This window comes from Rhodoferax antarcticus ANT.BR (assembly GCF_001938565.1).
Classification (GTDB): domain Bacteria; phylum Pseudomonadota; class Gammaproteobacteria; order Burkholderiales; family Burkholderiaceae_C; genus Rhodoferax; species Rhodoferax antarcticus.
Genome location: NZ_MSYM01000008.1, coordinates 155,771 through 168,757, shown reverse-complemented (window position 1 = coordinate 168,757; position 12,987 = coordinate 155,771). Strand labels below are relative to the sequence as shown.

Below are 12,987 nucleotides of genomic sequence, written 5' to 3'. Positions count from 1 at the left end.
TCAAGTTTTAAGTGAAAGTTAACGCATGACAAAACCCATCAAACGCATTGCGGTCTGCACCGGTGGCGGTGACGCACCTGGCCTGAACGCGGTGATCCAGTCGGTGGTGATTGCCGCCAACAATCTGGGCTGGCAGTGCTACGGCATCCGCGACGGCTTCAACGGCATCATGTTCCCGGAGCGCTACCCAGAAGGCGGTGTCTACCGCCTCACTCGTGATTCGGTGCGTGGTATTGGCCACCTCGGTGGCACCATTCTGGGCACCACCAACAAGGGCAATCCACTGCATTTCCCGGTCAAAATGCCCGACGGCACGGTGCGCGAGATCGACCGCTCTGACGAAATCCTCACCTACTTTGGCACCCATGAGATCGACGCGCTGGTGTCGATCGGCGGCGACGGCTCATTGACCATTGCGGATGCGCTGCACCGCAAGGGCCTGCGTGTGGTGGGGGTGCCCAAAACCATTGACAACGACCTCGATAAAACCCTCACCACCTTTGGTTTTGACACCGCCGTGGGTTTTGCCACCGAGTGCCTGGACCGCTTGCATAGCACCGCCGAGAGTCACCAGCGGGTGATGGTGGTCGAGGTGATGGGCCGTTACGCTGGCTGGATTGCGCTGCACGCGGGTATTGCAGGCAATGCCCACGCGATTTTGATACCGGAAATTGGTTTTGATATCGAGAAGGTGGCCGCCAAAATCCGCGAGCGCGATGCGGGGGGTCACCTGTACTCCATCGTCGTCGTGGCTGAGGGTGCGCGGCCCAAAGACGGTCACCGCGAGCTCCTCGCGCCGGCAGAAGTCGGCCATGCCGAGCGTCTGGGTGGCATTGGCGAGACCATTGCGCACGACCTGGGTAAGTTAACCGGCAAAGACACCCGCGTGGTGGTGCTGGGCCATTTGCTGCGTGGCGGCAGCCCGACCTCATTTGACCGCCTGGCCGCATTGCGCTTTGGTGCCGCTGCCGTGCGCGGGCTGGACGCTGGCCAAACCGGTGTGATGGTGTCGCTGGGCGTGAATGGCGTGGACTATGTGGCGCTGGAAGAAGTGGCCGGCCACATCCGCGATGTGCCCATGGACTGCGACGCCCTGCAGACCGGGCGCGATCTGGGCATCTCATTTGGTGACTGATTGAGTTTGGCATCTGCTTGTCAAGTCAGATGAGCGGCTGACCATCAGGTCATAACTTGGCCTGCTGGGCGCTTAATTTAGCTACACTTATTTGTCCGCTGTTGCGCATTTTGTAGCAGCTTTGGCAACGGGAGTGGGTCAAACAGTATGTTTATCATGCGCAAAAATCGTCCAACGTCGTTGATTGGGCTGTGCAGACAGGCCACCGCTGGCGCCTTGCTTTGTCTGAGCCTGAGCGCCTCGTTCGCTCAGGCGCAAGACAGCACGGCCACCAGTTGGCCGGGGGTCAGTCTGCACGGGTTTGGCACGCTGGGCTTCGCCCGGGGCGACGATGACAACGCCGAGCTGGTTCGTGATTTGTCGCAACCCAACGGCGCTGGCACCCACTGGGCCACCAAGGTGGACAGCCTGCTGGGTGTGCAGGCCAACCTCCATTTCAGTACCGCCACCGAAGGCGTGGTGCAACTGGTCAGCCGCTACCACGCTGATTCCAGCTACCGCCCGGAGGTCACTTGGGCCTTTGTGCGGCATGATTTTTCACCTGATTTCTCCGTGCGCGTGGGCCGCCTGGGCACCGAGTTTTACATGCTGGGGGACTCCCGGCTGGTGGGTTATTCCAATCTGAGTGTGCGACCGCCGCCAGATTTTTACGGCTCGCTGGTGTTCTCGTACATTGATGGCCTGGACGTCAGTATGACCCGGCCGGTGGGTACGGGTTTGCTCAAGGGCAAGTTGTTTGTCGGTCAATCGCCTGAGAGCACGCCATATGCGCCGGGCTTCCTGTGGGACCTGAAAGGCTCGCAACTGTTGGGTGGTTACTTGGACTACAGCCGTGGCCCCTGGCAGGTTCGGGTGAGCCATGTGCGCGCAAAGTTTAATCAGGAGATGCCCGTTGACCAGGTGGCTGGCATGCCCTATCTGTCTGCGGTGCCACAGATGTCGATGGCGGGTCAGCAGGTCCAATTCAGTTCGCTCGGACTGGTCTACGACCAGGGCCCGCTCATTGTCCAGTTCATGCTCAACCGGATCCACCAAGACGGCGTGGCTTACACCAGCTCCAAAGCGGGTTATGTGATGGCGGCGTACCGTCTGGGCGCCGTCACCCCTTACGTTGGGGTGTCGCGCAGCGTCTCTGATGCGGCGGTGCTGACCGGCAACCCAGCGTACTACCCTGTGACAGCCTCTCTGATTTCTCAAAGCGTCACCGACCAGCACACCTACACGCTTGGCGCACGCTGGGACTTGCAAAAGGATATGGCTTTGAAAGCCCAAGTGGACTGGGTGCGCGGCACACCGTCTTCCGTCTTCTTGCTGAAAGGTGCCCAACCTGGCCTATGGGATGGCAACCTGACTGCGGTGAGCCTGACGCTGGACTTTGTGTTTTAGTCCGCCATGAAAACGCTGTTGCTAAGCCTGTTCGTTGCGTTCTTTGGTCTGGCCAGCCCGGTGCGTGCTGAGCCGGTGGTGGTGGTCAACGCGGCCAGTTCTATTGGCCCGCTCAGTCAGGACGAGATCATCAACATCTTTCTGGGGCGCTACCGCAGGCTGCCCACCGGGGATGCCGCACAACCCATTGACCAGCCCGAATCCAGCGCCTTGCGCGCCGAGTTTTACCGCAAGCTGGTCAACAAGGATGTGAATGAAATCAACGCCTACTGGTCGCGTCTGATTTTTTCCGGGCGCACCTCCCCGCCCCTACAGGCGGCCAGCGTGGCAGAGGTCACTGTGCAACTGCTGGCGCGCCCAGGCGCCATTGCGTATGTGGAGCGAGCACAGGTTGACAAGCGCCTGCGGATCATCATGGAATTCCCGCGGTGACGGCTCGGCCTGATTTGCCCCCTGTCTCCTGGTGGTCCAGCGGGCTGCTGTTGCGCTCGACCCTGGCGGTGGTTCTGGCCTCGTTGCTGGCTGCTGCGGTGGCGGTGGGGTACACCGCCTACGCCACCAGCGTGCGCGCCCACCAGGCTTCGCAAACCCGCCTCAATGAGCTTCTTGACACCATTCAAAGCACCCTGTCCGTGGCTTGTTTTGCCAACGACCAGACGCTGGCGGTGGAAGTCGCGCAGGGCGTGCTGAGCAATTCCGATGTGTTGGCGGTACGCATCGCTACAGCGCAGGCGGTACTGGCTGACAAGCAGCGGGGTGCCGCCCCCAACACGCAAGCCACCGGGATGCTCAAACGGCTGATTTATTCGCCGTTTGACCGGCAAAAGGAAGTGGGCCATATTTTGTTGACACCTGACCCGCAGGTGATTGACGCACGCATCCGGGAAGAGGTCTGGTTTGCGGCGCTTCAACTGAGTTGGCAGTTAGGCATGGTCGCAGCTGCCGTGGTGGTGATGATGTTGTTGTTCATCGTGCGCCCGATCAAGGCTATGTCTGACCGGCTGCACCGCATGGACCCGACCCGTGGGGAGCGTCTGGCCACCCCCAGCCAACATGGCCGCACCGAAATTGGCCAACTGGTGGCCGACATCAACGCGCTGTCAGACCGCCTGACCAGTGCGCTGGAAGTGGAGCGGCATTTGCGCCAGCAAGGTGAAATTGACGAAAAGCGCTATCACACCATTTTCGACAACGCCGAGTCCGGGTTGTTTCTGATCGATCGCCAGGGGTCGCTGATGTCCTGGAACCCGGCCTTTGCGCAGCTGTTTGACATTCACCGCCAGCCGCCCGGCAAAGCGCTGGCACCGCTCAACATCAACCAGTTGCCGTGGCAAAACCCCACCCTGATGGATCGGTTATTGCACAGCGCCCTGACGCAGAACACTGCAGTCACCCAGGAATTGCAGATTTTGATGCCGGGTGCAGAGCGCAGCTGGGCCCACATGGTCTTGCGGTCGGTGGGCAACAACCTGTTGCAAGGCGTGGTGCACGATGTCAGTCACCTCAAGGAGTCAGAGGCCACGGCACGACAACAGGCTATCACCGACCCGCTGACGGGCCTGGCCAACCGCCTTGGGCTGGAGCAGCGTCTGCACATGCTGGTGCAGGCGTACGCCGGCGCCACAACCGGTGGCTTTGCGCTGCTGCTGATCAATCTGGACGAGTTCCGCCGGGTCAATGAAGGCATTGGCCTGCCAGCTGGCGACACCATCTTGCAGACCACCACCCGGCGCCTGTCAGCCTGTGTCAGCAGCCAGGACACCCTGGCACGCTTGGCGGCAGACAACTTTGGCATCATCCTGAACAACGTCACCCAGGGTGAAGCGGTTGAGCGTATTGCCGGGCGCATCCTGCAAGCCATTCGCCAGCCCTATTTTGCGGACGGCTCGCCTATTAATCTGCATGCCAGCATTGGCGTGGCCCTGTTTCCGGGCGACGGCTTTGATGTGCCGTCACTGTTACGCCAGGCCGAACTGGCCATGGAGAGCGCCAAGTCTTCAGGCGGCGATCAGCATGTGTTTTTCAACCCGGTGCTGACCGAGGCTGCAGAGCAGCGCAGGCACATGGAAAGCGATTTGCGCAGCGCCATTCGCAATCACGAGTTTGTGCTGTTTTACCAGCCGGTGGTGGACCTGGTAAACCAGCGCCTAGCGGGTGCCGAGGCACTCATCCGCTGGCGCCATCCGACGCGGGGGCTGGTCATGCCCGACAGCTTCATTCCCCTGGCCGAGAAAACGGGTCTGGTGATTGAGATGAGCCTGCTCATGCTCGACGTGGCTTGCAGGCAGCTGCTGGACTGGAAAAACCGGGGGCTGGACTACGTTCTGTCGCTGAACGTCTCTGGCCGGCAGATACCCGACGGGCTGACCCCCGCAAAACTTCAGGAAGTGGTTCAACATTACGGCATTTCACCGACCAGGCTGGCGCTGGAAATCACCGAGGGCGTGATGCTGCGCGATGTGGACAAGTCGCTGCAATGGCTCAAAGCGGTGCATGACTTGGGGTTTCGCGTTTACTTGGACGACTTTGGCACCGGGTATTCTTCGCTGTCGTACCTGAAGCTGTTCCCGGTGGACACCCTGAAGGTAGATAAATCGTTTGTCCAGGACATGTGTGACGACAACAACGAAAACACCCTGGTGGGCGCGATCATCGCCATGGGTCGCAGCCTGGGGCTGGACACCGTGGCAGAAGGGGTCGAGCTGAAAAGCCATCTGGTGGCGCTGCAGCGCATGGGCTGCCACTATGCCCAGGGCTACTATTTCTCGCGCCCGGTCCCGGCCGAAGAATTTGACGCGGCGGCAAGCCGCATCACCGCGCTGCTGGCAGCACCCGATACGGGGGCCTAGCCGTGTCGGATACCTCGGTTGACACGCTGCTGGTGGTTTGCCTGTGTGCCCAGTGGTGCCATGTTTGCGAGGCGTATCGCAGCAGCTTTGCACAGGTGCAGGCCAACATTCTGGCGGACTACCCCGACACCCGGTTCGCCTGGCTAGACATTGAAGACGAGGCTGATCTGCTGGAGCCGCTGGATGTGGAGAACTTCCCCACCATCTTGATAGCCACAGGCTACACGCCGCATTTCTTTGGTGTCATTACCCCGCAGCCGCAAACCCTGGAGCGGCTGGTGCGCGCCTATATGCCTGACGCATCCGCGCCAGTGCTGACGGACGTCAGCATCATTGGCCTGCTGGGCCGGATTCGCAGCCAGTTTGGCTGATCTTGTCGCGAGCCCGATTTGGAACAAATGACAACCCGTCGCCAAATCAGCGAAACTAGGTCGCCGTTGCAGCTACAGTCGCATTGAGAGTGTCAATGTTGACCGACCCAAAAGGAGTAAGTAATGAAGCCTGTGCCCCTACCTGATCGTTTTCAAGCGCTGGATGCCTGCCACCAGCAAATTCATGAGCATCTGGCCGAACTGACCGATGTGCTGGAGAAGTTGCAGGTGGGCGCCGATGAGTCGCAGTACCGCCAGCAGATGCGGGAGATTGAAGCCTTTTTCTCCGGCACGGCGCACCAGCACCATGCCGATGAGGAAAAAAACATTTTCCCCAAGCTGCTCGCCAGCGACAACGCCGAACTGGTGCAGGCCGTCAAGACGCTGCAACAAGACCACGGTTGGATCGAGCAGAACTGGCTGGAGCTCGCGCCCATGCTGCGCGCCATTGCCAACGGCGAAGACTGGGTCGACATGGCCGAGCTGCAGCACAGCGTCGAAGTGTTTTTGGCGCTGCTGCACGACCACATCCTGCTCGAAGAAACTTTGATTTACCCTGAGGCTAAAGGGCAGTTTGCGCAGGAACTCGCCGCCCGCAAGCAGCGGATCGCCAGCTGATTTATAAGAAAAAAGCGCCTTTAGCCCTCATATTTAAAGGGTTAATAGCTACTATTAATATAGCATTTTAAAAGACTGCCATAGCGCAACTGGCAGCATTGATCGCAGGCCTATCAGCCATCTATCGGTCCCCGCTGATGCACCTGCAACACCCCGAGGAAGACACCCATGAAAGTGAACCCCAACACCATCCCGCATGGTATTGCCCTGCTGCAAAACCCTCTGCTCAACAAAGGGACAGCGTTCACCGAGGTGGAGCGCGACAGCCTGGACCTGCGTGGCTTGCTGCCTCCGCATGTGCAAACGCAAGATGAGCAGGTTGCGCGTTTTCTGGAAAACATGCGCCGCCTGCCCGACCCGCTGGAAAAATTCATTGCCCTGAGCTCACTGCACGACCGCAACGTGGCGCTGTATTTCCGGGTGGTGTGTGACAACCTCGACGAGATCATGCCGCTGATCTACACGCCCACGGTGGGTCTGGCCTGCCAGCGCTTCGGGCATATTTTTCAGCGCCATCGGGGCATGTTCATCAGCATCAACGACCGCGGCCGCATTGCCGATATTCTGAAAAACTGGCCATACAAGGCTGGCATCATCGTCGTCACCGACGGCGAGCGCATTCTGGGTCTGGGCGACCAGGGCGCCAACGGCATGGGTATTCCCGTGGGCAAGCTCTCGCTCTACACCGCCTGCGCCGGCATTGACCCCGCCATCTGCCTGCCCATTACCCTGGACATGGGCACCAACAACGAAGACCTGCTGGCCGACCCGTATTACGTCGGCTTGCGCCGCCACCGGGTCACCGGTGCGGCCTATGACGAACTGGTGGATGAATTCATCACCGCGGCGCGCGAGGTGTTCCCCAGCGTCATCATCCAGTTTGAAGACTTTGCCAATCACAACGCGTTTCGCCTGCTGGAAAAGTACCAGGACAAGATCTGCACCTTCAATGACGACATTCAGGGCACGGCAGCGGTGGCGCTGGCGGGCGTGTTGTCGGCGTTGCGGGTCAAAGACACCGCGTTGATGGATGAAAAATTTCTGTTCCTCGGTGCGGGCGAAGCCGCCACCGGCATTGCTGACCTGCTGGTGGCTGCCATGGTGGCGCAGGGCACCGACCTCCAAAGCGCTCGCCAGCGCTGCTGGCTGGTCGACTCCAAAGGCCTGGTGGTGCAGTCACGCAGCGGCTTGGCCGCGCAGAAGCTGCCTTACGCCCATGACTTTGCCGAGCAGGCTGACTTTTTGTCGGCGCTCAAGGCGCTGCAACCCACCGCTATCATTGGCGTGGCGGCGGTCAGCGGGGCGTTCAGCACCGAGGTGCTGGAGACCATGGCCGAGATCAACGCTGCGCCGATCATTTTTGCCCTGTCCAACCCCACCTCCAAGGCTGAATGCACCGCCGAAGAGGCTTACTACGCTACCAAAGGACGCGCGCTGTTTGCTTGTGGCAGCCCGTTTGCGCCGGTGCAGTGCTGCGGAAAAACCAGGGTGCCGCGCCAGGGCAACAACGCCTACATCTTCCCCGGCCTGGGTCTGGGCGCCATCGCCACCGGTGCCATGCGAATCACCGACGAGATGTTCTTGGCTGCAGCGCAAACACTGGCGGCTTACGTGACCCCCGCCGATTTGGAGCAGGGCAGCCTGTTGCCGCCGCTGACCAGCGTGCGTGAGGTGTCGGTGCACATTGCGGTGGCGGTGGCTGAGGTGATTTTTGAGCGCGGACTGGCCACCAAATCGCGACCGGAAAACCTGCTGGAGCTGGTGCGCGCGCACGTTTTCGACCCGCGCTACCCGTCTTACGTTTGAGCCGAGTTTGAACTTTGTCGAACCGTTAGCCCGGCGCTGCTGGCCGGTGCTGAGCCACAAGTCGTTCCAGGTCCGCAGCGGCCTGGCTGAAACGCAAGTTTTTCACCGCATTGGCAGCATCCATCAGCGCCGGGCTCAGCGCGGTGTTGGCGGCCATGGCCTGCAGCGCTTCAACCTGGGCGATGGCATCAAACTTGTTCAGCGCCAGCAGCGGCATAAGCTTGGCCAGCGCAACCTCAAAGCGCGGCCAGTCCAGCGTCTGTGGCGGCGCGGTTGAGGCGGGCGTGGTGGCTTGCTGGTTGGCCTCGGGCAGCCATTTTTCCAGTGCGCTGACCAGCGCCGCTAGGGCGATCGGCTTGGTCAAAAAATCATCCATCCCCACCGCCAGGCAGCGCTGTCGGTCTTCCTCAAACGCGTCTGCCGTCAGCGCGATGATCGGTGTGGCTGAGCCTGGCCGCGTTTGCTCCCACTGGCGGATGGCCTGGGTCGAAGCGTAGCCATCCATTACCGGCATTTGCAGGTCCATCAGGATCAGGTCGGGGGTGCAGGTATGCGTTTGCAACAGGCTGAGGGCCTGCTGGCCATCGTGGGCCAGATGGACCTGCATGCCAAGGTGTTCCAGCAGACCCTCAATCACCAGGGCGTTTACCGAGTTGTCTTCCACCACCAGAATATGACCGCTTAAAGTGCCTCTAGACCTTTTGTAGTCTGCGCTAGTAGCTACCATATTTGAGTCATTTTCCGCTGGGTTGCCGGGTGTGGGCAGTCTTGTGGACACGGTCAGCGCGCGTTCGGCACCCACCCGAAACCAGAACCGCGAGCCCTGGCCCAGCTCACTTTCCACCCCCGTCTCGCCACCGAGCAGACGGGCCAGACTGCTGACAATCGACAGCCCGAGTCCGGTGCCGCCAAACTGCCGCGTGATGCTGCTGTCAGCCTGCGAAAACGGTTTGAACAGCAAGTCGATTTTGTCCGCTGCGATGCCTAAGCCGGTGTCGGTCACCGCAAATTCCAGCGTGACGTCTTGGTCGTCTTGGTCTTCTCTCTCGATTTCAGTGGCTTCAATATGAATCTGCCCCGCAACGGTGAACTTGATGGCGTTGCCCACCAGATTGGTGAGCATCTGGCGCAGGCGGTGACCGTCGCTTCTGTAAAGCTGCCCGGCTGGCCCCAACCAGGCCACACTCAGCGTCAGACCTTTGTTTCTGGCAGCCCCGGCAAATAGCGCCTGGGTGTCTTGCAACAACTGCGCAGGGTTCAGGTCGGCCAGGTCGAGCTGGAACTTGCCCGCTTCGATCTTGGATAAATCCAGAATGTCGTTGAGCAGCCCCAGCAGCGACTGGCCCGAACTCAGCACGGTTTGCGCATAGTCCAGGCGATCGGTCTCGCTCAAGCTTGGCGCCAGCAGCAGTTGCGCCATGCCCAGGATGCCGTTCATCGGCGTGCGGATCTCATGGCTCATGATGGCCAGAAAGCGGCTTTTGGCCAGATTGGCGGCCAGCGCTTCTTCGGTGGCTTGCATCAGGTCGGTGATGTCAATGCGAAAACCTACGGTGCCGCCGTCAGGCAGTCGGCGCTCGATGATGCGCAGCACCCGCCCGTCGTCTAGGCGCTGCGACAAAACGCTGTTGGCACAGCGGTGCTGTGCCATACGTTCCATCACCCAGGCCTCTTCGCGGCCCAGTGCCGCTGGATACTGGCCGTGCCGCACGCCTTCACGGATGACCTCTTCAAAACTGACCCCGGGCGTGATGAGGTCGGCTCTGGTGGCGTACAGGAGGCGGTATTTGTCGTTGCAAAACACCATCCGGTCGCTGGTGTCATACAGCACAAAAGCCTCGTCAATCGCATCAATAGCGGTGCGCAGCAGCTCGGTACTTTGCAGCACCAGGGCCTCGGCTTCTTTACGCTCGGTGATGTCGCTCATCACACCGATGAACTGCAAGATGCGCCCCTGCGCATTGCGGCACGGGGTCATAGACTCCCAGGCGGTGTAGTCGCGGCCGTCTTTGTGGCGGTTGGTGCGCTCGCCCTGCCAGGCGCCTTGTGTCAGCATTTTTTGCCACAAGGTGGCGTAAGACTCGGCCTTGTGGGCCTTTGACAGCAGCATGCGCGGGTGTTGTCCGATCAACTCCCCGGCGCTGTAGCCGCTGATGCGGCTCAGCGCCGGGTTCACGTCGATGATGATGCCGCTGGGGTTGAGGATCATGATGCCCTCATGGGCGTGGCTAAACACCGCTGTGGCCAAGCGCGCGTCGCGGTCGCGCTGATAACGCAACATGGCGTAACGCACCGCCCGACGCAGCGCGGCACCATCGCCACCCTTGGGCAGGTAATCCTCGGCGCCGGATTCGATGACCGCGTGGTTGGCGGCCTGGTCGTCCAGCGCGGTGAGCACCACGATGGGTGCATCCACCACGGCGCGGCAGCGCTGCACACCGGCAATGCCGCTGGCATCAGGCAGGTTCAGGTCGAGCAGCACCACATCGGGATGAAAACTGTTGGCCTGCGCCAAGGCCTGCACCTGCGCCATGGTTTTGACGCGGCGCAACGCAAACACCTCGGTATGGCCTTCGGACAGCTGCAGCTCGATCAGCCGCGCGTCGTCGTCAGAGTCTTCCACCAGCAGGATGCGCCGGGTGTGCGCGGTGTCGTCCAAAGGGATGGGGCGGCCAAGTTGCGTCATGCGCTCCAGGCCACATCGGGTTGCCATTGCGCCACCCAGGCGGGTACATCTGCCGCAGGCATGGGCCGGGTAATGCCGTAACCCTGGGCCAGATCACAGCCCATCTCCAGCAGACGCGTGCCGTGGGCGATGGTTTCCACGCCTTCGGCGATAACCGCGCGGCGAAAGGCGCGGGCCAGCCCGATCACCGCTTCCAAAATGGCCAGGTCATCCGGGTCCACCAGCATGTCACGCACAAAGCTCTGGTCCATCTTCAGTAGCGACACGGGCAGGCGTTTCAGGTAGGTCAGCGACGAATAACCGGTGCCAAAGTCGTCCAGCGCAAAGTCCACACCCAGGCGCTTGCACTGGGCGATCACCGAGGAGATACCTGCCAAGTCTTCCAGGGCGCTGGTTTCCAGCACTTCTATCGACAAATCGCCGGGTGCGATATCTGGATGGCGCGCCAGTGTTTCTTCCAGGCGCGCCACAAAGTTGTTCTGTTGCAACTGGCGGGCACCCACATTCACGCTGACTGGCAACTGCAGACCGCTGCTGTGCCATTGGTCAAGTTGCTGCAGCGCGGTCTTGATTACCCACTCACCCACTTCGATGGCCAGGGGCGTGTCTTCAATCAGCGGCAGAAAAGCAGCAGGCTGCAGCAGGCCTTGGTCAGGGTGCTGCCAGCGGATCAGTGCCTCTGCCCCGATCACCCGGCCACTGCGCATATTCACCTGGGGCTGGTAAAACAGCACCAGTTCGTTGGCCAGCATGGCCTGGCGCACACGCGCCAGGCTCTCATGGTGGCTGCGCAGGCCCAGGTCTTGCTGGGTATCAAACACTTGGTGGCGGTTCTTGCCGGCCAGCTTGGCCTGGTACATGGCGTGGTCAGCCTGGCGCAAGAGTTGATCGGCGTCGATGTCAATATCTTGTGGGTAGTAGGTCACGCCCATGCTGGCAGAGATCCGCAGCTCGCGCCCGCCCAGCGAAACTGCCCGCGACGCCGTTTCCAACAAACGGTTCAGCAACGTGCCGCCACTCAGCGTACTGTCAAGATCCACCAGCACAGCGACAAATTCGTCACCGCCGATGCGCGCCAGGGTGTCGCTTTCGCGCAAGACGCTTTTCATGTTGCGTGCAGTGGCCATCAGCAACTGGTCACCGACCTCATGGCCATAGGCGTCGTTGATGCTTTTGAAGCCGTCCAGGTCCACAAACACCACCGCCAGCAGTTGCTGGCGGCGCTGCGCCTGAATCATGCCCTGGCTCAGTCGGTCGGCCAGCAGCACGCGGTTGGGTAGGCCGGTGAGCACGTCGTAATGGGCCATGTGGTCAAGCTTGGCCTGATGTTCCTTGAGGGCGGTGATGTCGGAAAACATCGCCACAAAGTTGCTCGGCTCGCCGTTGTCGTGGCGCACGGTGGTGATGGTGAGCATCTGCGCGTAAATCTGCCCGTCTTTTCGGCGGTTCCAGATTTCGCCGTACCAGTGACCCTTGTTCAGGATTTCGCGCCACATGGCGTCGTAAAAATCCCTGCTTTGCTGGCCCGAGTTCAGAAACCGCGGGTTTTGACCCAGCACCTCTTCGCGGCTGTAGCCGGTGATGCGGGAAAAGGCCTCATTGACATCCAAAATACTGCCGTTGGTATCGGTGATGGTGATGCCTTCGCGGGCAGTGGTGAAGACGCTGGCAGCGAGCTTGAGCTTGTCGTCGCTGGCCTGGCGTTCGGCCAGGTTCAGGGCCAGCAGGTCACGCTGGCTCGCCACCTGCTTACGCAGGCGCTCATGCTCCAGCAGGTTGCGGATGCGCTGGCGCGCGGTGTCCACCTGGATTGGTTTGGCGATGTAGTCGCGCGCACCCAGTTGCAGCCCCTGGGTTTCGGCTTCATGCCCTTGCAAGGCGGTGACAAAAATGACCGGAATAAGGGCCAGCAAGGGGTCAGCCTGGAGTTGGCGGCAGGTCTCAAAGCCGTCCATACCGGGCATCATGATGTCCAGCAGGATCAGGTCAGGTGGATTTTGCCGGGCCAGACGCAGGCCCATTTCGCCCGACGTCGCCAACTGCAGATCAAACTCATCCTTCAGTGCCGCGCCCAACGTCAACAGGTTGACCGGCGTGTCATCCATGGCCAGAATAGTCGGCTTGGCTTGTGTCATC

At 60.8% G+C, this 12,987-nt stretch carries 9 protein-coding genes; 7 read left to right on the top strand and 2 right to left on the bottom strand.

Going from position 1 to position 12,987, the window contains the following annotated elements; all coding sequences use genetic code 11:
• The first annotated feature begins 25 nt into the window (after positions 1–25).
• The 7 genes from BLL52_RS05715 (at position 26) to BLL52_RS05685 (ending at position 8,165) form a co-directional block, all read left to right on the top strand.
• Entirely contained in the window at positions 26–1,135 is a 1,110-nt protein-coding gene (locus BLL52_RS05715) for a 6-phosphofructokinase (protein WP_075585740.1), read from the top strand.
• A gap of 156 nt (positions 1,136–1,291) precedes the next feature.
• Entirely contained in the window at positions 1,292–2,521 is a 1,230-nt protein-coding gene (locus BLL52_RS05710) for a porin (RefSeq protein WP_139313313.1), read from the top strand.
• A 6-nt stretch (positions 2,522–2,527) separates the two neighbouring features.
• Positions 2,528–2,953 (top strand): type 2 periplasmic-binding domain-containing protein, encoded by a 426-nt coding sequence (locus tag BLL52_RS05705; protein ID WP_075585738.1) that lies wholly within the window; start codon positions 2,528–2,530, stop codon positions 2,951–2,953.
• On the top strand, positions 2,950–5,370 hold the full coding sequence (locus BLL52_RS05700) for a putative bifunctional diguanylate cyclase/phosphodiesterase (RefSeq protein ID WP_139313312.1): 2,421 nt from the start codon (positions 2,950–2,952) through the stop codon (positions 5,368–5,370). Before BLL52_RS05705 ends, BLL52_RS05700 begins: the two co-directional genes overlap by 4 nt.
• Before the next feature lie 2 nt (positions 5,371–5,372).
• Complete coding sequence (locus tag BLL52_RS05695) at positions 5,373–5,741, top strand: thioredoxin family protein (RefSeq protein WP_075585736.1); 369 nt, start codon at positions 5,373–5,375, stop codon at positions 5,739–5,741.
• A 123-nt stretch (positions 5,742–5,864) separates the two neighbouring features.
• Positions 5,865–6,359, top strand: coding sequence for a hemerythrin domain-containing protein (locus BLL52_RS05690; RefSeq protein WP_075585735.1), 495 nt, complete (start codon positions 5,865–5,867; stop codon positions 6,357–6,359).
• 168 nt (positions 6,360–6,527) lie between these two features.
• Complete coding sequence (locus BLL52_RS05685) at positions 6,528–8,165, top strand: NAD-dependent malic enzyme (protein WP_075585734.1); 1,638 nt, start codon at positions 6,528–6,530, stop codon at positions 8,163–8,165.
• 25 nt (positions 8,166–8,190) lie between these two features.
• On the opposite strand, the gene BLL52_RS05680 is transcribed toward BLL52_RS05685, so the two are convergent.
• Together BLL52_RS05680 and BLL52_RS05675 are read right to left on the bottom strand one after the other, a co-directional pair.
• Positions 8,191–10,878, bottom strand: coding sequence for a response regulator (locus tag BLL52_RS05680; RefSeq protein ID WP_083633806.1), 2,688 nt, complete (start codon positions 10,876–10,878; stop codon positions 8,191–8,193).
• A complete protein-coding gene (locus BLL52_RS05675; RefSeq protein ID WP_075585732.1) occupies positions 10,848–12,986 on the bottom strand; it encodes a GGDEF/EAL domain-containing response regulator in 2,139 nt (712 codons plus the stop codon). The genes BLL52_RS05680 and BLL52_RS05675 overlap by 31 nt, the downstream gene beginning before the upstream one ends.
• Position 12,987 lies beyond the last annotated feature (1 nt).